The sequence below is a fragment of the Dorea sp. genome, assembly GCF_977044405.1.
The window spans coordinates 166,045-187,412 of sequence record NZ_CDRRQK010000001.1; the positions used below are offsets into that span (position 1 = coordinate 166,045).

General features: G+C 41.2%; 15 protein-coding genes. 1 reads left to right on the top strand and 14 read right to left on the bottom strand.

Features of this window, described 5'->3' with window-relative positions:
* Nucleotides 1-4: 4 nt before the first annotated feature.
* The 6 genes from ACWJAF_RS00835 to ACWJAF_RS00860 form a co-directional block, all read right to left on the bottom strand.
* A complete protein-coding gene (locus tag ACWJAF_RS00835; RefSeq protein WP_296033906.1) occupies nt 5-1,504 on the bottom strand; it encodes a sugar ABC transporter ATP-binding protein in 1,500 nt (499 codons plus the stop codon).
* Nucleotides 1,505-1,523: 19 nt separating this feature from the next.
* Nucleotides 1,524-2,474 (bottom strand): ABC transporter permease, encoded by a 951-nt coding sequence (locus tag ACWJAF_RS00840; RefSeq protein ID WP_296033905.1) that lies wholly within the window; start codon nt 2,472-2,474, stop codon nt 1,524-1,526.
* Nucleotides 2,475-2,576: 102 nt separating this feature from the next.
* Nucleotides 2,577-3,740, bottom strand: a complete 1,164-nt coding sequence (locus ACWJAF_RS00845; protein WP_296033903.1) for a sugar ABC transporter substrate-binding protein — start codon at nt 3,738-3,740, stop codon at nt 2,577-2,579.
* A 484-nt stretch (nt 3,741-4,224) separates the two neighbouring features.
* Nucleotides 4,225-5,658 (bottom strand): 6-phospho-beta-glucosidase, encoded by a 1,434-nt coding sequence (locus tag ACWJAF_RS00850; RefSeq protein ID WP_448861570.1) that lies wholly within the window; start codon nt 5,656-5,658, stop codon nt 4,225-4,227.
* A gap of 100 nt (nt 5,659-5,758) precedes the next feature.
* Complete coding sequence (locus ACWJAF_RS00855; protein WP_448861572.1) at nt 5,759-6,946, bottom strand: glucose PTS transporter subunit IIA; 1,188 nt, start codon at nt 6,944-6,946, stop codon at nt 5,759-5,761.
* A gap of 263 nt (nt 6,947-7,209) precedes the next feature.
* On the bottom strand, nt 7,210-8,049 hold the full coding sequence (locus tag ACWJAF_RS00860) for a MurR/RpiR family transcriptional regulator (RefSeq protein ID WP_448861574.1): 840 nt from the start codon (nt 8,047-8,049) through the stop codon (nt 7,210-7,212).
* Nucleotides 8,050-8,307: 258 nt separating this feature from the next.
* Between ACWJAF_RS00860 and ACWJAF_RS00865 the strand changes: the two genes are divergently transcribed.
* On the top strand, nt 8,308-10,683 hold the full coding sequence (locus ACWJAF_RS00865; protein WP_448861576.1) for a phosphoketolase family protein: 2,376 nt from the start codon (nt 8,308-8,310) through the stop codon (nt 10,681-10,683).
* 194 nt (nt 10,684-10,877) lie between these two features.
* On the opposite strand, the gene ACWJAF_RS00870 is transcribed toward ACWJAF_RS00865, so the two are convergent.
* The 8 genes from ACWJAF_RS00870 to ACWJAF_RS00905 all read right to left on the bottom strand — a co-directional run bounded on the left by ACWJAF_RS00870 (nt 10,878) and on the right by ACWJAF_RS00905 (nt 21,284).
* A complete protein-coding gene (locus tag ACWJAF_RS00870; protein WP_296033931.1) occupies nt 10,878-11,792 on the bottom strand; it encodes a LysR family transcriptional regulator in 915 nt (304 codons plus the stop codon).
* 35 nt (nt 11,793-11,827) lie between these two features.
* On the bottom strand, nt 11,828-12,586 hold the full coding sequence (locus ACWJAF_RS00875) for an ABC transporter ATP-binding protein (protein ID WP_448861578.1): 759 nt from the start codon (nt 12,584-12,586) through the stop codon (nt 11,828-11,830).
* On the bottom strand, nt 12,561-15,188 hold the full coding sequence (locus tag ACWJAF_RS00880) for a hypothetical protein (RefSeq protein ID WP_448861580.1): 2,628 nt from the start codon (nt 15,186-15,188) through the stop codon (nt 12,561-12,563). Before ACWJAF_RS00880 ends, ACWJAF_RS00875 begins: the two co-directional genes overlap by 26 nt.
* 427 nt (nt 15,189-15,615) lie before the next feature.
* Nucleotides 15,616-16,590 carry a sensor histidine kinase gene (locus ACWJAF_RS00885; protein ID WP_448861582.1) on the bottom strand — a complete coding sequence of 325 codons (975 nt, stop codon included), beginning with the start codon at nt 16,588-16,590 and terminating at the stop codon, nt 15,616-15,618.
* Between the two features lie 307 nt (nt 16,591-16,897).
* Nucleotides 16,898-17,686 carry a LytR/AlgR family response regulator transcription factor gene (locus tag ACWJAF_RS00890; RefSeq protein WP_296033926.1) on the bottom strand — a complete coding sequence of 263 codons (789 nt, stop codon included), beginning with the start codon at nt 17,684-17,686 and terminating at the stop codon, nt 16,898-16,900.
* A gap of 478 nt (nt 17,687-18,164) precedes the next feature.
* A complete protein-coding gene (locus ACWJAF_RS00895) occupies nt 18,165-19,004 on the bottom strand; it encodes a carbohydrate ABC transporter permease (RefSeq protein ID WP_448861584.1) in 840 nt (279 codons plus the stop codon).
* A complete protein-coding gene (locus ACWJAF_RS00900) occupies nt 19,004-19,846 on the bottom strand; it encodes a carbohydrate ABC transporter permease (protein ID WP_296094835.1) in 843 nt (280 codons plus the stop codon). The genes ACWJAF_RS00895 and ACWJAF_RS00900 overlap by 1 nt, the downstream gene beginning before the upstream one ends.
* Nucleotides 19,847-19,985: 139 nt before the next feature.
* Nucleotides 19,986-21,284, bottom strand: a complete 1,299-nt coding sequence (locus tag ACWJAF_RS00905; RefSeq protein WP_448861586.1) for an ABC transporter substrate-binding protein — start codon at nt 21,282-21,284, stop codon at nt 19,986-19,988.
* Nucleotides 21,285-21,368 lie beyond the last annotated feature (84 nt).

A 21,368-nucleotide genomic window follows, 5' to 3' on the forward strand; every position in this document is an offset into this window, starting at 1 on the left:
CTCCTTATACCATCATCGAAATCAGACCGTTTTCGTCAAGGTTCTGATTACGTTCCAGTTCACCACTGATTTTTCCATCTTTCATGATTATGATACGGTCACTCATACCGATCAGCTCCATCAGCTCTTCTGAAATCATGATGATGGATTTACCATTCTTTCTCATCTGATTCATCAACTGATAAATGTCCTGTTTAACCTTAATGTCGATACCACGTGTCGGGCTGTCCAGAACAACGATATCAGAATCTTTTCCGATCCATCTTGCCAGAACAACCTTCTGTTTGTTACCACCTGACAGGTTGGATACGAACTGGTTTACATCGTTCATCTTTACAGACATCTGTTTTGCATATTTATCAGCAAATTCTCTACGTTTCTTATCACTTAATAAATGTGCTTTGTTAGAAAGCTCATCCAGTGACGGGAGACAAATATTATCACCAATGCTCTGGTTCAATACAACCGATTCATTATCACGGTCTTTTGAAGTATAAGCAATACTGTGCTTGATCGCTGTCGGGATATCATTGATCTTGGTTCCGTCTGCAAGAACAACCTCTCCTTCTCTGTCATAAGATGCTCCGAAGATTGCTTTACCGATTTCATGCATACCAGATTCTGACAGACCACCAAATCCAAGGATTTCTCCTTTGTGTAAATCGAAGCTTACATTCTCAATAAGTCCCGGAACTGTCACATTTTTCACTGATAATACAACTTCATCTGATACTTTCTCGCCATAATCTGAACGGTAGTAATCACCTGTTACTTCACGTCCGACCATCAGTTTTTTCAGATCATCTTCGTTGACATCTGCACTCTTGACTGTGTCAATGTATACACCATCACGAAGAATTGTGATTGTATCTGATTTATCAAGAATCTCCGGAAGGTCATGGGAAATAAAGATAACTGTATTTCCATTATCACGTACACGGTTCATCTGTTTGTACAGCTCTTCACGTCCTTCCTGCGAAAGAGCTGTTGTTGTCTCATCGACAACGACGATCTTAGGATTGAAATATGTCGCTTTTACGATCTCAACCAGTTTACGGTCTTCGAAGTTATAATCATCGATCATATCAGCTGCTTTGATCTTGTCGAATCCATAAGATTTTAAAAGCTCATTTGCTTTTTTGTTCATTGCTGCAGTATTTTTAATTCCCATATGTACGAACTGATCTTCGTGACCAAGGAAGATATTCTCTGCTACAGTCAGTCCTGACAGAGTTCCTAACTCCTGAACGATGATGGAAATTCCCTCTTCATTAGCTTCTACCTGGTTCTTTGGATGAACTTCTTTTCCATCCAGGATAAACTGTCCACTTTCCAGTGTATAGATTCCTGTCAACATATTGGTCAGTGTTGATTTACCGGATCCATTTTCACCGATCAATGCGTGAACCTCACCTTTATTGATATTAAATGACACGTCCTTTAACGCCTTCGTGATACCGAAGTTCTTAGAAACATGTTTTACCTGTAATCTCACTTCACTCATTGCTGTCTTCCTCCTTCTATTACTTGACAATCTCGCCCTTTGTAACTTTTGTTGTCAGAGTAACGATAATCAGCAGTGCAAATCCTGTAATAACGTCCTGGATCGCTGTAGGAGCACCAAGTGCGATGAAACCGAAGAAAATAATATTGATTACGAATTCACCGATGATAATAGCCTGCAGCGGCATACCATATTTCTTAAATGCCAGACCGAAGAAACATCCCATAGTCGGTACGAAGTTTCGGCTCATTGATGCCATACCGGTAACCGCTACCATTGAAGAACCATAACTGATTGTCAAAATTGCCATTACTCCAAGGAACGCACCACTTAAGATGAATGCAAGTACCTTGTATTTATTAACATTAATACCCATGTTCTTAGCAACAAACTCGTCACTACCAATTGCATAAGTATAAGTTCCGATTTTAGTGTAGTTCAAGAATATGTAAGCAACAACGCATGCAACCAATGCAAGGATGATATCCCATGGCATACGTCCGAATGCTCTTAAACCAGATGGAAGTGTCTGCTCCACACCACCTGCGATATAGTTTGCGATGGACTCATAGATGAGTGCCAGACCTGTTGTTACGATCATAGATGGAATTCTTAATTTTACATAAAAGATTCCGTTTAATAAACCAACGATGGTTCCTGTGAGGATACCCCCGACGATCAGTCCAAAATATCCTAAGTTAAATTTTGTAGCCATTACGCAACCAACGATTGCGGAAAGCATGATGTTTGCACCAATTGAGAAATCGAACATTCCCATTACCATTACGAAATAGAAACCAACCGCACCTACTGTGGCGATCAGACTGGCCTGAAAGTAATTGAGCATATTGGAAAATGAGCCGAAGTTATGTGGTGACAAGATTTTAAAGATGGCCCAGGAAACAATGATCAGACCAACCAGGATCACATATCCCATTGTCTTTCCTGAGATTTTTTTAGTAGTGCCCATATTATCTACCTCTTCTTAATTATCATTCTTAAAAGGAAACGGTGACATCGACTTCTCGCGACGTCACCGCTTCAAACTTATTTCGTGTTCTGTGTGTCCGTCTTAGTTACCAGCACGGCTTGCTGCATCTTCGATAGATACGCTTGCGGCTGTTGCTTTCAGATCTTTCAGGCTTTCTTTTGACATTTCAACTAATTCATCATTAGTGTATGGAAGCTGATCTACAAAGTATTTCTCATATGAAGCGTAGTCTTCTGGAGATGATACATACAGATATGGGAATGGAACATCTTCGAATTTTCCGCCGAAGTCTTTGTAGTTGCCTTCAACTGCATTGTAAACCATCATGAATGCGATAAGTGGGTCACAGAAGTGTCCGCCGGATTCACCAGCCATTGATCCGTTCTCAAGTCTTTCTCCAAGGTCTGGAAGGAAGTCTGTAGATACGATATCGATATCCTGTGTCTTACCTGCACGTTCAACTGCTGCGATTGCTCCCTGAAGTGGATCTCCACCACCACCAGCTGGGATTAATGCATCAAGGTTAGGATCTGCTGCCATTAAAGCTTCAGCGGCTTTTGATCCACCTTCTGAAGTTGTTCCAGCGTACTGTGGCTCAGAAAGTGTTGCTTTGTCATCTGGATGTTCTTTGTTCCATTTTTTAACGCCTGCTTTGTATCCTTCCCATCTTCCAAGCCAGGTAGCATCTCCCTGCTCCCAACCGATCAGACCAATGTTACGGTCACCTTTGTCAAGAAGGATCTGTACAAGTTCTTCACCGTTTGCAGGTTCGTCTTCGTGAACTGCTCCGATGTAGTACTCAGAATCTTTTGCTGCTTTGTAGATATCTGCGCTGTTCTCTTTGCTGATTACACGGAAGAACTGTGCAAGATATACTTTGTTGTCGTTACATGTCTTGATTGCTGATGTCATCTCTGTGTCTGATGAGTTACAGATGATGATTCCCTGGCATCCTGCTGCAGCTAACTGCTCAACAGATGCTGTAACCTTCTCAGATACATGTCCCTGGTCAACATACTGGATATCTACATCCAGTGCCTTAGCTGCTGCATCCAGCATCTTCTTACACTGTGATCCAAGTACGTCTGTTGAAGACCAGATTGAAACACCAATTTTTACTTTTCCGGATTTGTTTCCACTGTCGCTCTTGCTTGAGCTTCCGCTTCCACTTCCACATGCAGCAAGTCCAACAACCATTGTTGCTGCCAGGAGAGCTGCTGTTACTTTTTTGAGAACTCTTTTCATATTTTTTTCCTCCGCTTCTCTTTATTTGTTGAGCTAATTATATACTTTTCCGCATTCAGTTAGCAATAAAATACAACAAAGTTTTTCAACAAAGTTGTATTGTCACGTAGCATTTCGCACGCTGTTTTTTAGTATTTTTTCGACATTTTATGCATTTTGCCATTTTAAAGCTTCTCTAATTTGTTCAAAATTCATTTTTTTGTGCATTTTTTGCTTTTCCGATTCTATTTTCGCATTCAGACAATACAACTTTTATTAGTTTTGCACTTGTATTGTTTTAATTTTCAAACTTGTATGGCTAAAATCACCCACAAAATACGACTCAAAACATCTTTTTCATACTTTGACATCAGAAGAAGCCGCCAGTTCCTTACAGATACTCTGGCAACTGACAGCTCCTTCCGGACACATGACAATACCAAAAAAAGAACGGCTTCCCGCTTTCACGCAAAAAACCGCTCTCTCATTTCTTTATAATATTCCTTTATAACTCTTCACCATTGGTCCGGATCACGTTCTGATACCAGCCAAATGATTTCTTCTTATATCTCTTTCCACTTCCGGTTCCATCGTCATTCTTATCTACATAGATGAATCCATAACGTTTCTTAAGTTCTCCTGTTGTAAAGGATACCAGGTCGATGCATCCCCACGGAGTATATCCCATCAGATCTACTCCATCGATTTCTACTGCCTTCTTCATCTCTGAGATATGTTCCTTCAGATATGCAATTCTGTAATCATCATCACAGGTATGATCTTCTTTCAGGATATCGATGGCTCCGAAACCATTTTCTACTATAAATAATGGTACTTCATAGCGCTCATATAATGTAACCAGTGCATAGCGCAGTCCTACCGGATCAATCTGCCATCCCCAGTCGCTGGCCTTGACATATGGATTGGCGATCGAATTTGGCGAACTTCCATCCATAGATTCTGATGTATCTTTCTGAACATCTGCTTTTACTGCATTAGTCATATAATAGCTGAATCCGAGGTAGTCACATTTTCCTTCTGCAAGGATTTCTTCATCTCCCGGCTCCATCACAGGCTTTGTGCCTTCTCTTTCCCATTCCTTTTTCGCAAATGCTGAATAATGTCCGCGGATATGCACATCTGAGAAATAATATCTCTCGTGCATACACTCTGTCGCGATCATAACGTCATCCGGATTGCATGAATACGGATAGAATGGTACGAATGAACACATACAGCCGATCTGGAAGTCCGGATTAATCTCATGTCCCTTCTTTACAACGATCGCACTTGCTACCAGCTCATGATGCGCTACCTGGTACATGGCTTTCTTCTTATTATCATATTCTGAGAATCTCACTCCCGAATCTGTCCATCCAAAGATGTCTGCCGATGTATTGCTCTGGTTGTTGATTTCGTTAAATGTCATCCAGTATTTTACCTTATCTTTATAGCGTTCCATAACGGTTACTGCATAACGCACAAAGAAGTCTATCACCTTACGGTTGATCCATCCGCCGTATTCCTTCGCCAGGTGATACGGCATCTCGAAATGACTTAACGTGATTACCGGCTCGATGCCATATTTTAATAATTCATCAAACATATCATCATAGAACTTTAAGCCTTCTTCATTTGGTTCTGTCTCGTCACCATTTGGGAAAATACGTGTCCATGCGATACTTGTTCTGAAACACTTGAATCCCATCTCTGCCATCAGGGCAATATCCCCTTTGTATTCGTGGTAGAAATCAACCGCCTCATGGTTCGGATAATATTTTCCTTCTACGACTCCGTCTGTGATCTCACGCATCTTTGTTGCGCTTCCGCCAGTCATGACATCGATGACACTTGGACCTTTGCCCCCTTCGTTCCATCCGCCTTCTAACTGGTTGGCAGCCACTGCGCCGCCCCATAAAAATGTATCTGGTAATGACATAATTTTCCTCCTGCACTTCATGCGGAAACCTTGCCAGAAGATTCCCGCATTCTTTTTCTATCTATTTATATGTTTCATACGTTTCATTCTGATGGATGCATTAACTCAGTTCAAGAATCTGGGTTCCTGCAGTTACCTGTCCCTCAGCCTTCATCTGCACATCATGAAATTCATCACTGTTCGTGATAATAACCGGTGTTGTCACTTCATATCCGGCTTCTTTGATTCCCGGAATATCGAACTCTAAAAGAAGCTGTCCTTTTTTCACCTGTTCGCCTTCTTCAACATGGATGGTAAAGCATCTTCCGTTCAGTTTTACGGTATCCATACCTACATGGATCAGGACTTCCACACCGTCTGTGCTCTCCATTCCGACTGCATGATGGCTGTCTAAAAGTCCTACTACCTTGCCGTCAAATGGTGCATATACCTTTCCTTCTTCCGGAATGATGGCACATCCTTTTCCCATCATCTCACTTGCAAATACTTCATCGTGTACTTCGCTTAATGGAATAATAGTTCCTGTCAGCGGGCTTTCAATCTCTTTTGCTTCTACTGCTGCAGTCTCCTGACTGTCATCAGAAGCTGACTCTGTGTCTATCTCTGCAGCTTCTGTTTCTCCTGATTCTCCTGCCGGATCGTCGAATCCAACGATCTGGATTGCTACGATCGTGATCACAGAAGCGATCACACACGCTGCGGCCTCTCCGATAAATGACATCGGTGCATCTTTATTGATTGCGTTAACGATAGTAAGCAGTCCCGGAAGTCCGGCATATGCATAGTATGCAGAATGGAAGAAACTAAGTACAACCGCTCCGATTGCCCCACCTGCGCATCCACAGATAAATGGTTTCTTAAGTCTTAATGTTACACCATAGATGGTCGGCTCTGTGATGCCGAAGATTCCTGTAATTCCGGCTGAAAGCGCCACACCTTTGAATTCTTTGTTTCTGGATTTGATAAATACTCCGAATGCTGCTGCAACCTGTGCTACAACGGCGATTGTCTGGAATGCCTGGAAAGTATCATATCCATACATATCGAAGTTTGCCAGTACGACAGGTGTAATTCCCCAGTGCACACCGAAGATAACGACTACCTGCCATAATCCGCCGATGATTGCTCCTGCCAGTGCCGATACTTTTTCTTTTGCTCCTTCTGGTGTCTCTTTTAATACCAGACGGAGTCGTGTCGCGCATCTCGTCGCATTTGCGATATTCTTCTGGCCGCCCACTACATCAATGATATCCAGGGCAAGTTTGTGATAATCTCTTACCTTTGCCATTTGAAACTCTCCTTTTCCTTTTTGACATAAAACTTTTGATTATAAAATGTGTATTTTCTAAGAGTTTTTACATGCATGTGTCTCTTTCTATCTGACGAGTACACTATAATGACTTTGTCTGATTTTTACAATTCTTTTTCCGTGTATTGTTGAAACGTTTCATATTTTTTCTTTTATTTTTTTATATTTTCGAAACAACGTTTCAGACGTAAAAAAAGACATGTTGTTTTTGTATATATTGCACAACACGCCTTTGTGAAAATTTACCATAATAACTTCTCGCCTGATTTTTCATACTTATTATTAAGTGCCAGATTCTCATCGTATCTTCTGCTGAATTCCATGCCATATAAGATATCCAGAAGATATTTTCCCGAAGCAAAGAACATCGAGCTCCAGAATTCTTCTACTTTTCCCGATCCTGCTGCATACAAGAATTCATCTGCCTGTTTCGCAATGATCCCGTCGCGCACCGCCGATATTACGATGACTTTCGTTCCACCTTTTCGCAGCAGTCCTGCAATCTCCGCTAGTCGTTCATTCCTTCCTGTATGGCTGATCACGATTGCAATATGTCCATCTGCCGGCATCGCAGCATGCAGTCCCTGGATATTCGTTGCAGAATGAACATTGGCTACCTTTCCCGCATGAAAGAACAGTGAGCATCCATAATCTGCCAGATATACGTTCATATCATATACGTAAAAGTCTACGCACGATGCTTCTGCGATCATACGACCGACCTTTACCAGCTGGCTGTAGGATAGTTCTTTCTTCGTCTCTTCAATTGCCTGCTTCTGAACCTGTGTTGCCTTTCTTACCATTGTAACTACATTCTCCCGCTCGGACATGGTTACGATCTCTTCTTCGGCTGTTCCATATTGCAGTTCTCTTACCAGCTGAAGCTTGAATTCCGGGAATCCTTTGGTCCCAAGCTTCTGGCAAAATCTCGTCACCGATGCCGCACTTGTGAAGGTCGCATGCCCCAGTTCCCTGGAGGACATCTCTTCGATCTTCTCCGGATGCTCCATAATAAACCGGCGGATATCCTGCTCCCGTTCTGTCAGATTCTTATGTTTTTTCATATCCTGTAGCAGTGACATGTGAATTTCCTCCTTATTACCTGCCTCATATATAATAAAAGTATATCCTGTTTTTTCAGTTCATTCAAGAATTGTCTGTTTCATCATTTTGCTTTTTTTCCATTACATATTGTATTACCTTCCCTTTATTCAATCCATATCAAAAACTTATAATACCGATGCAAAATTGCTATTTTACGTATATTTCCCGTTGTGTTATCCTACAGATGGTTAAAAAATTAACGCAAAAGAAATTATTTTTATGAAAGAGGTATGAATATGGAAGACACAAAAACATGTCTTGAGAAACAGCCATTATCTCAGGAAATGCTTGAGAAGATGAATGCCTACTGGCGTGCTGCCAACTATCTGTCAGCTGGTCAGTTATACCTTCTTGACAATCCGCTCTTAAAAGAGCCACTTACCATGGATCAGATCAAGAAGAAAATCGTTGGACACTGGGGTACTGTTCCAGGACAGAACTTCGTATATGTACACTGCAACCGTGAAATCAAACGTTATGATCTGGATATGATCTTATTATCAGGACCTGGACATGGCGGTAACTTCTTGATTGCCAATACATATCTGGAAGGTTCTTACAGCGAAGTATATCCGAACATCAGCCAGGATGAGGAAGGTATGAAGAAGATGTTCAAACAGTTCTCCTTCCCATGTGGAGTTCCTAGTCACTGTGCACCAGAGACACCTGGATCTATCAACGAAGGTGGAGAGCTTGGATACTCTATCGCCCATGCATTCGGTGCTGTATTCGATAACCCGGATCTGATTGCAACAGTTGTTGTTGGTGATGGTGAAGCTGAAACTGGCCCTCTGGCTACTTCATGGCAGTCCAACAAATTCCTGAACCCTATTACAGACGGTGCTGTACTTCCAATTCTTCATTTAAATGGATATAAGATCAGTAACCCTACCATCTTCTCCCGTATCTCTCACGAAGAGATCGAGAATTTCTTCAAAGGATGCGGATGGAAGCCTTACTTTGTAGAAGGTGACGATCCGATGACAATGCACAAGAAGATGGCAGAGACAATGGATACTGTTATCGAAGAGATCAAAGCCATCCAGAAAAATGCACGTGAGAACAATGATCCAGAGCGTCCAATGTGGCCAATGATCGTTCTTCGTACACCAAAGGGATGGACCGGACCAAAGGTAGTAGACGGACAGCAGATCGAAGGATCTTTCCGTGCACATCAGGTACCACTTACAATGGAAAGTCCGGAACATCTGGAACTCTTAAAAGAGTGGCTGGAAAGCTATCATCCGGAAGAACTCTTCGATGAAAACGGACGCCTGATCCCAGAACTTGCAGAACTTGCACCTAAGGGAGATGCTCGTCTCGGCGCTAACCCTCATGCAAATGGTGGATTATTATTAAAAGACTTAAGACTTCCTGACTTCCGTTCTTATGGAATCGAAGTTCAGCCTGGTAAGACAAAAGCACAGGATATGATCGAACTTGGCGGATATATCCGTGATATCTTCGAACTGAACGAAGAAAACAAGAACTTCCGTATCTTCGGACCTGATGAGAGTATGTCTAACCGTTTATACAAAGTATTCGAGACACAGAACCGTGACTGGAACGCAGGACTTCTTGACACAGATGACTGTCTGGCAAGAAACGGACGTATCATGGACGGTATGTTAAGTGAGCATATGTGTGAAGGATGGCTGGAAGGTTATCTGTTAACAGGACGTCACGGATTCTTCGCAAGTTACGAAGCATTCATCCGTATCGTTGACTCTATGGCTGCCCAGCATGCAAAATGGTTAAAAGTATGTAACCAGCTTTCTTGGAGACAGCCGATTGCTTCCCTTAACTTCATCCTGACATCCAATGTATGGCAGCAGGATCACAACGGATTCACACATCAGGACCCAGGATTCCTGGATCACATTGCTAATAAAAAAGCAGATGTTGTCCGCATGTATCTCCCACCGGATACAAACTGCTTACTCTCTTGCTTCGATCACTGTATCAAGAGCAAGAACTACGTCAATGCGATCGTAGCATCTAAGCACCCAAGCTGCCAGTGGTTATCTATGGAACAGGCTGTTAAGCACTGTACACAGGGTATCGGTATCTGGGAGTGGGCTAGTAACGACTGCGGTAAAGAACCTGATATTGTTATGGCTTGCTGCGGTGACACACCTACACTTGAGACAATGGCTGCTGTTACAATTCTTCGTGATGAAATGCCAGAACTTAAGATCCGTGTTGTTAACGTTGTCGACCTGTTCAAGATGGAATCTGACCACAAACATCCTCACGGATTAAGTGATGCAGAATATGATGCAATCTTTACAAAAGATAAACCAATCATCTTCGCATTCCATGGATATCCGACACTGATCCATGAGCTTACATATGAGCGTAACAACCACAACATCTCTGTTCATGGATATCAGGAAGAAGGAACGATCACTACACCATTCGATATGCGTGTACAGAACCAGATCGACCGTTTCAACCTGGTAAAAGATGCTATCATGCACCTGCCACAGCTTGGCAACAAGGGATCATTCCTGATCCAGAAGATGAACGACAAGCTGGTAGAGCACAAACAGTACATTGCCGAATATGGACAGGATCTCGAAGAGATCAGAAACTGGGAGTGGCATAAATAATAATTCCAATTAATTAGTTTGTTTTCAATAAAAAAGCCGGGAAGCTTACATATTTTACTCCAATTCGATACCTTTATCAGATCATGATCGATCATCCGAATTCTTGTAAGCTTCCCGGCTTTTTTCTTACGCTTTTTTCCTGATTCTTTCTATTGTGATTCTTCTTCTGAAAAAAGCTTTCTGTATTTTTTATTTTAGTAGTCCGTATAGGACATCTCCCTTTCTTTCAGAAACTTCTGAAATTCTTTCGCCGCAATACTCTGCGGATACTCCATATCGTAGATTAATATGATATTACGTTCCGGTAATTTTTCTTTCACTTTGATTTCAAACACCTGCCCGGATTCCAGCTGTGAATCGGCAAATTCTGCCGGGATGAATCCAAGACCCAGATTATGTCTTACCGCCGGAAGGATCATATCCGTCGTCGCAAGCTCCATATCCGGCGCAAATGTCAGACCGTTCTTTTCAAAGTATTCATTTAAAAAGCGGCGCGTAATCGTCTCTGCAGTCAGACTGATCCATGGATATGACACCAGTTCCTTAAGCGACAATTCCTCTTTTCCCGTTTTCAATTCTTCAAACCGCTTTCCGGCGATCAGTATATCCCTGTATTTTCTCAATATCTTCATACGAAGCGGCTTCGCCACCTGTAGATTCGCCGATACAAATGCAAGGTCTACTTTTCCTTCTTTTACCGCATTGACGGATTCTGTCGTACTGTTATTCAGGATCTTGAATCTTACATTCGGATACAAACTGTTGAATTCTTCCATCGCCTGAAAGAGATAACAATGAAGTGCCGTCTCCGTGGCACTGATATAGATCGTACCATTTTCCAGCGAAATAAGATTGCTCAGGTCATTTTCCCCTTTGAAAAACTGGGCACACCCGGCCGCCACGTAACCATAGAATGTTCTCCCTTCCGGAGTCAGTTTCATACCGGTCTTGCTTCTGGTAAATAACCGGCATCCCAGTTCATTCTCCAGCTTGTGAATGGTACGTGTGACCGCCGGCTGGCTGGTCTTTAGTGCTGTCGCTGCTTTTGTAAGATTTTCATACTTTGCTACATAATAAAATATTTTATAATATTCGAAATTAGAGTTCATCTTCTGTCTGCTCCCTTCTGCTGCCTTTATATTACTTAGAACTTCTCCATCTCTCTAATAATCACCTTATAAAATTCCTCATCACTTCCACTTTTACGCACATCATTCATCACAAGCCCGTCTTTTAAAAATATAACTCTTTTGCATCTGCTTGCCATCTGCGGATCATGCGTAACCATCAGGATTGTCTTTCCAAGCTTCTCATTGATCTTCTGGAATTCATCCGCCACGACCTTTCCAGACTTCGAATCAAGATTTCCCGTCGGCTCATCTGCAAATATGATGCTCGGATTATTGATCAGCGCCCGGCAGATAGCCACTCTCTGTCTTTCGCCGCCGGATAATTCGTACGGACTTTTATCTTCCAGCTGATCTATCCCGAACTGCTTCTCCAGCGACTCTGCTTTTTCTTCGCATTCTTTCTGCTCTATCTTATCTAACAATACCGGGAGCATGATATTTTCCTTTACCGACAGACTGTCCAGCAGATTAAAATCCTGGAATACGAATCCAATCTTCCGGCGCCTGATATCCGTAAGCTCCTCCCGCCACAATTCATTACTATTTACACCATCAAAGATCACATCCCCGTCTGTCTGCTGATCCATGAACCCCAGAATCTTCAGAAGCGTCGTCTTACCACAGCCGGATTTTCCCATGATGCCGACATAATCACCCTGCTCTACATCAAAGTTAATCCCCCGTAATACAGAGATTGCATCCTCATCTTCAATCTCCCCACCGGCTTTTGGAAATTTTTTGATCAGATTATTTACCTTTAAGATTTCTTTCATGCTTTCCTTCCACCTTTCTGATTGTATGCCACTCAATCACTTTTACACCAATCCCCTGCAGCACCAGATAGATTCCGGTTAATATCAGAAGATATTTCGCATATTTTCCACAATCTACTCCGGTATATTGACGCATCTTCCACATTTCGGCAGTCAATACCGGCACCGTAACCAGAAGTACGGCCACTGGAACCCAGAAAAATATCCTGGTCTCTGTGCGTATCACCTGTATCCGTTCCTTCGTTCTCATGCCAATACAGGTCAGGAACTCATTCCGGCGTTTCTTGTCCTTCATCTCAGATTCATATTTCAGATAAATCACCAGAATACTTCCAAGAAGAAATGCACCCATGATAAATATGTCCACGACCGTCGTCATAAAGCGTTCGCTCTTCATCTGCTCTATCGAAGTACGTTTTGCATAACAGGATAATACATCCTGGTCAAATTTTTCGTCTACTTCATGTGCCTTGCGGAATGCCTGAAGGTCTTTTTCAACTGCTTCATAATCCGCATTTTTCACATTCAATAACACCAGTCTGGTCGGCCAGTGATGGATACCGACGCCTTCGACGGCTTCTTCTTTTTGTACCGGATCTCCCGTGATCCAGTTATATTTCTTCCAGTCATCCTGTACATTTTCAAAATATTCATCTGAAAATACAACCAGATTCTCTTCGCTTCCCTGGCGGAATGCACCGGTCAATACATCAATCGTTTCTCCTGTTACTGTCCGTTTTGGGTAAAGTTTTTCCCGGTCCAGATACCAGTAACTTTGCAACGGCTGTCCGATATGCAGATACGGATTCTTCCTGCTGTTCATATAATCCAGCGGATGTGCTTTGACACTCTTCGCCTGCTGGTAAATGATATAGACATCCTTCCCATCTGCCGACAGATTCAGATTCTCAGCTTTCTTTCCTGCCGCCGCGCATAACTTCTTATATGTACTTTCAGAGATTCCGATATGCTGTCCCTGCGGCATAATGACCTTCCGGATATCATCCATCTTTTCCGAATTATCCACATTCGTTACACGGACCATCGGATATTCCTGCAGCTTTATATCGTACGTTTCCTTCAACTGATTCCAGAACGTCTCATCTTCTTCTGTCGCCATACATACAAAATCATATGGGAATAATGTCTCCGGCTTTTCTGCTATCTTTGCAGAGATCATACCTTTGCCAAATACAAACAATACCAGTACCGGTATAATACTGATCACATATACATACCGGAATGTGCTTTTGAAACGGTAATAAAATGTATTATAAGGCATCAGCTTTTCATAATACGTCCGCTTATTCTTACGAAGCTTCAGAAACAGCGCGAATCCAAACTTCTCCACCAGATAGATTCCGGCAAATAATAACAGGATAATCTTGATTCCTTCTGCTTTCGTCCGCATTCCAAACTGCCAGAGTGCTATAAGTGTCAGGATAATTCCAACTGCCAGCCACAACGGAACCCTTTTTTCTGGCATCTTCTCTTTTTCTACGTCCCCAAGCTGAATCTTGCGAAGCTCCCTGTACAGGAAGAAATCCCGGATGATCATCAGACCGATCACAGATATGCCGATCAATATCAAACTTGCAATCAGATAGGAAAATGCCGTAACCTTCGCTGGCTCTTCCCCCATCCCTGATTTTGATAAGAAAATTCTTCGAAGGATGAATAAAATCACTCCACCGATACATCCACCGCCAACCAGCATACTCACGATCCCCGCTCCGATCTCCGCACCAAGCAGGGCATACAGCGTTGATTTGCGCATTCCCATACTGGTAAATATACTGTAATTCCTCATCCTCTTTCGGAAATACGAAAGCAGATTCGCAATCATCAACATCAGTGATGCGATCAGACTCACGATCAAAAATTCCAGTAAAATGGCAGTAATCCCATGTCCTGTCAGGATATTTCCTTCTTTGTTAAACGGTGCCAGCATCTGCGCCATCCCGACTCCGGCAAAGATCAGACTTGCAGGAAGCAGATTCATACTCTCATACACGATAAAATCCTTCCTTGATCTCTTGAAATTCTTCCACATCATACGGTAGAATCCTTCCGGATATTTCCCATGAAAGCCCAGACGCCGTTCCTTTTCTTCTTTATAAGCTTTTTCCTTCGCTTTGACTGCTTCCTGCATTTCCTTCTGTTCTTCCCAGGAATCCAGCGCTTTCGCTGCTATCAGGTTAATCACCAACAGCATCACCATAACAAATGGATACACCTGCGATACCGGATCTGTAAACACCGCGCCATCTGCTCCCAGATAGGAAATCATACATCCGGCGATCAAAGCTATCACATCCGGCATTAATTTGTGCCTGTTCTTCAGTGAAAAGAACAGGTTTACCAGCCCCAGCAGCTGTATCAATAGTACCAATATCAGCTCAGCCACAAACAATATCAATACCTGCACTACCATCTGGTTGTCCAGTCCTTCCAGTGCCCCCAATGGCTTCAGGCTGCTCTTCACATACCCAAGTCCTTTTCCTGATCTAAGCATCTTTATCAGATACCACGGCACATTACACTTCCACGTTCCCAGATTCATCCAAGGGAACAGAAGGACCGCCTGAAGCACTATCTGCATGATTATTGAAAAATATTGCAGCCGTTTTTTCCCTTTGCTCATTCCCCACACCTCACAATCTTTTTATTTGCATATTCTGTTCTCTGACCTATAAGTATATAGTAAGTCGCTGGATATGTTTTTTCAAACAATTTATTTTTTATAACACAGCAGCTTTATTTTCATTTCTGACACCACCTCATCTTCCCATCTATTATCTTTATTACACCAAAATTCCATATCAAATATTATACCCTGATTTAATTTATAAATAATAGCTTTGGCGTGAACGTATCATATTCCGGCATGAACGTACCAAAATCTAAAACAGGCGACTTATATCTTCTCCTTCACATTTTGTGCATACAGAGAACCTGTCACTGGCAGCTTCGCTTACATACCATGGTATAAAAAAACAGCTACATTTCTGCAACTGCTTTCATCCATTTTATTCTTTTACAATCTCTATTTCCTGCACAACTTCCGTATCTGTAATATTTACATTATGTATAACCCCGTGCTTCTTTATCATCTCTTCCGCCCAATACAATCCCATACCATGATTTTCTCCTTTTGTCGTATATCCCTGTTGCTGCATCTGTGCCAGTTCCGGTTTGTTCTTATAATTATTAGCTACAGAAAAGAGGCAGCCCTGCTCTGTATTCATAGCAACAATGACGACATAGCCATTTTCCATATCCGTGGTTTCTTCAATTGCATTATCGATAAATATTCCAAGTATCCGAATGACATCATTCATATAACTACATTGAAAATCTAATTTCTCAGCTACCTGTACCTGCATCTGAACCTTCTGTGCGTATGCAGATAAGATTTTTTCGTATAAAAATCCTTTTAACTCTAGTGGATATACATATCTTAATTCTTTCCATGCTAGGTCCTGATCTTCACTGATCTTTTCTGTTGCATGTATGATTTCTGACAGATACGCTGTCATTTCTTCTGTTTTTCCTTCTTTTAGAAAGCCAGTTAATCCAGATAAGATATTTTTGTAATCGTGCCGGAATGCACTTGTTTTTTCATTTAGCTGTTCCAGATTTTTTATATATGCTTCTAATATTTTTAACTGTTTTTCTTCTGCTTTCTGTTCTTCTTCCCTCTTTACAGTCTTAATACATACTACAAAAAGAATCGAACTTATCATCAGACAAATTGCAAATAGTATGATATTGAATCTTATCCCCTGAACAGAATAACCGATTTGTTCTCCCATAGATACATTTATTATGAATACAATCATAAAAAGTATCAAATTGATGAACAATCCTCTTGTTATCATTCCGGACGTTTCTTCTATTGCTTTATCTCTTTTTCGTATCAGACATTCTCTAATTATGTATAACACAATTCCCAGAAGCACCACATATCCCACTGAAAATTGTAACCAATACTTCTCCGACATCGTCAAAGCTGATACTTTTCCAATTTTGCTTACTACATATATTACAAGATTATTAAACGTAATATTCAATAAATATCCCACACATCCCAGACACAAGTTCCATATTTTTCTTTTTTTTATAAAAAATGCTAATATCAAGAATAAAATCGGTGCCATTATCAAGCCGACAATCTGTCCCAAACCAGTAATTGAACTCAATTCAACCATAACCATTATGTAAACCAATAATACAATATACTGATATTTCTTTATTTGATCTACGAGAAGTCCTGTAACACTCATTACTATAATAGTTGCTGATAACAAATCATATATGAACCGCATTTCTTATTCCCAGCCTTTCTGTTTCTTTACAGACTTTCTTCATTTCCCGCACCGATACTTCCACCTGATATCCACCGGTTAGATTCACTCTTCTGTTCTTCTTATCAACCGATAATATCATCCGCTTTTGCACAATGCAGGATTTATTTACGAACAAAAATTCTTCCATGTCTATCTGCCCGGCAATTTCTTTCAATGTCTGTCTTACCTGAATTTTCTTACATGCAATATTGATTTCTACCAGATGTGTACCCTTGACTGCCTGCACATATATGATATCTTCTATTGCGATGTTATATTTTCTGCCGCCTGAGCCAAACTGTATTTTCTTTTTCTCTGTTTCATTCTGATTCTGGCTAATCTTATAAAAGATCCGGTTTAAACGTTCTGTAACCGGGACTGTGTCTGCATTTTCCAGATAGTACTTTGGTTTTTTCACTATGTAATCCAATACATCCAGCTGATATTCGAAAACCTTATATGCCAGATCATCTTTAGCGGTAATGAACACCAGATAATAATCATTATTCTTGTCTCTTAGCCGCCTTGCCAGTTCCAGTCCGTTCATGTCATATTCCGGCATCTGGATATCTATAATGAACAGGCTCTGTGAACCTTCAAACCGCTCTGTATCATCCAGTATATCCTGCGGATTCTGGTGTGCTGAGACAATTTCTGCCATTATGTTTGCAGATTTTATATATTCCTCTATGGTTCTTTTCCAGAATTCTAATTGTATCTTTTCGTCTTCACATATGTATATTTGAATCATGTTTTCCTCTGCTGACTTTTGTATTCTTTGAATATTATATCACATATTTGTAATAAATATCTATTTATTGTCTTCTATTATATATACACATAACTTGCAAAAAACTGTCGCTGTTTGACAAAATTTTTCATATTTATTTTTACTACATATCCCAAACCCGGATTTTGAAAAAAGCATCCAGCTTCCGCTAAATGCTTTTACATGCAATATTTATAATGAGGACTAATCCACCTTGCCACAACGGACAAAAAGTCCCGGAGTTCGCACCTCCGGGGCTTTTGCTGCGTTACTATGAACACATCTCTTCATTTTGCCAACTGGCATTATAGCATATGCAGTATTTTATTTCAATATACAAAACTATTTAAAAACTCAGCCTTTTCAAGACCATTCAATACATCTCCGGAGTAAGCATCCAAAGTTACATCCTACCGTTTTATTCAGATCCGGCTATCCAACATGATGAACGAAACACCAACTATCCTTTCACCGCTCCAGCAGCAACTCCCTTAATAATATGCTTCTGGCAAGCCAGATAGAAGATTACAACCGGAATTACCGCAAGGATCAGCGCTGCCATAACAGCACCCATGTCTACACGTCCATAACTTCCTTTCATATACTGGATTGCGATTGAGATCGTCTTATACTTATTCAGATCCAGTACCAGATACGGAAGCAGGAAGTCATTCCAGATCCACATTGTCTCCAGGATTCCTACGGAAATGTAAGTAGGCTTCATGATCGGAAGTACTACGGAGAAGAAGGTTCGAAGTGGTGTACATCCGTCGATCATTGCTGCTTCTTCAATCTCCAGTGGAATGGATTTTACAAATCCGCAGAACATGAATACTGCAAGACCTGCACCAAATCCGAGGTAAATGATGATGATTCCCCAAGGTGTACGAAGACCGGTACGGTCAGCTACCAGCGATAAGGTGAACATAACCATCTGGAACGGAACAACCATGGAAAATACGCAGAGTAAATATAACAGTTTTGTAAACTTACTGTTTACTCTTGTAATATACCATGCACACATAGAAGTACATACAAGGATCACAAGTACGGAACCAACTGTGATAAATACAGTCCAGCCGACTGCACTCAGCAACTCATATTTGTCAATAGCAGACATAAAGTTTTCAAGTCCTACCAAGGTCTGCTTTGTCGGAAGTTTGAACGGTTCCTTGTTGATAAATACTTTATTTTTAAATGAATTGATCAGCACGATCAGGATTGGCATGATATATACAATACCTATGATCGTAAATGCGCCTGTTCCAAACCAGCTTAATTTGCTTGCTTTTTTCTTCATTACTGCTGTACCTCCTTAGAACGTGTTGCACGTAACTGGATCATACCGATCACAACTACGATTGCAAAGAAGATGACTGCCTTCGCCTGTCCGACACCTTCCCATCCGGTACGTCCGTAGAATGTATTGAAGATATTAAGTGCCATCATCTCAGACATCTTAGACGGTTCACCGGCTGTCAGTGACAGGTTCTGATCGAATAACTTGAATCCATTTGTAATTGACAGGAACATACAGATTGTAATTGATGGCATCATCATCGGAATGGTTACCTTGAATAATGTCTGGATCTTATTTGCCCCGTCAATCTCTGCTGCTTCAATAACGTCACCTGGAATAGACTGAAGACCTGCGATATAGATGATCATCATATATCCAATCTGCTGCCAGCTTACCAGAATGATCAGTCCCCAGAAACCATACCACTCATTTAACGCAAGTGCCGTACCATATCTGGAAAGTATACCATTAAAGATCAGCTGCCAGATATATCCAAGCACGATACCACCGATCAGGTTTGGCATGAAAAAGATCGTACGGAAAATATTCGTTCCATGCATCTCTTTTGTCAGTGCCATTGCCAGTGCAAATGCAATGATATTGATAATCAGAAGCGATGCAATCGCAAACAGTACCGTATACCAGAATGAATGACGGAATGCTGTATCCTTAAGCGCTTCTATGTAGTTTGAAAATCCTACAAATTTTGCATCAGTTACTGTTGTAAATTTACAAAATGAAAGCCAGATTCCCATAATAAAAGGAACGATAAAGCCAAGAATAAATGCAAAAAACGTTGGAAGCACGAAAATCGGCATATAACGTTTAATGGATTTTTCCATAATAAATTCCTCCTTCCATGCAGAGAATCTTCGTCTCATTTCCCTGCACTTTTTCAGTAAAAGCGGCGGACGTTTCTTACAACCGCCCGCCACTACTCACTTCATATAACTATTCTTGATTGTTACGATATTAATATCTTTATTTTGCTGCTGCAGCTTCTTTTGCCCATCCATCAACGAATGCTGTTGTAACTTTTGCCCAGTTTGCATCTGTCTGATCTGCTGCATAAGATGTCAGTGCAGAACCTACACCGTTCTTCCACTCTTCAGATGGCATTGTTGAGAAGTTCCAAGATACAGGAGTCTTTCCGTCTTCTGTATATTTGTTTGCTTCGTTAACAAGTACGTTGTCTGATTCCAGGTTCTTCTTAAATGGAATTGTGAATCCCATGTCTTTGCACATTGCCTCTACACCTGTATCAGATGTTACACACCAGTCCATGAAATCAAGTGTTGCCTGAATATCATCTTCAGATGCTTTAGAGTTTACACACCAGTAGTTTTCTGTACCTGTACAGATTCCCTGATCCTCTTCTCCTTCTACTCCGATGTAGATTGGAAGCATTCCAAGATTGTCATCTCCAATGTCTTTTACATTGTTGTATTCCCATGTACCATTCTGATAAAATACTGCATCACCAGTTACGAAATCTGCTGTTGCATCATCAGCTGTCTTTGTAGAAAGTTCTGTTGGTTTGCATGTTGCGTTGTTGATGTACAGATCCCAGATCTGACGATAATTGTCAAGGTATGTACCTTTGATTGCGTCTGTGTTGTTGATTCCTTCGTCTTTGTATTCGTAGTAGATTGGAAGGTTAGCTAAGTGTGTTTTGAATCTCCAGTCAGACGATCCGTCCATACCAGCAGATGTAAATGCTGAGAATCCAAGTTTGTCTTTGTTAGCTGTAATATCTTCTACAACTTTCTTGAAGCTGTCAAAGTTAGTGATATCATCTGCAGAATATCCTGCTTTCTTTAACAGTTCTTTATTGTAAATGATTCCGTAGCTTTCTACTACATAAGCGATTCCTGACATCTTGTCTCCATCCATCAGAGCGAAGTCATCGCTTGTAAGCTCTTTTGCGATATCAGAATCTTTCAGGTCATAGCAGTAATCTTTCCAGCTTGCAAGTCCGACCGGTCCGTTTACCTGGAATAATGTCGGTGCATTGCTTTTAGCCATCTCGGATTTTAATGTCTTTTCATATTCTCCGGAAGCAGCTGTAAGTACTGTTACATCTACTCCTGTCTCTTTGGTATACTCTTTAGCCAGCTCCTGCCACTGCTCATCTGCTTCTGGTTTGAAGTTTAAGTAGTATACCTGTCCTTTTGCGTCTTTCTTAGCTGACTTACTGTCAGAAGAGCTTCCACATCCTGCAACCATACCTGTTGCCATGGCTGCTACCAGCATTGCTGATACAACTTTACGCATTTTCATAATTCATTTCCCTCGCCTTTCTTTTTTTGAAACCTTCGTTTCTCTTGTTGTCATTATATTAACAGAAATGCGCTCAGATCCTGT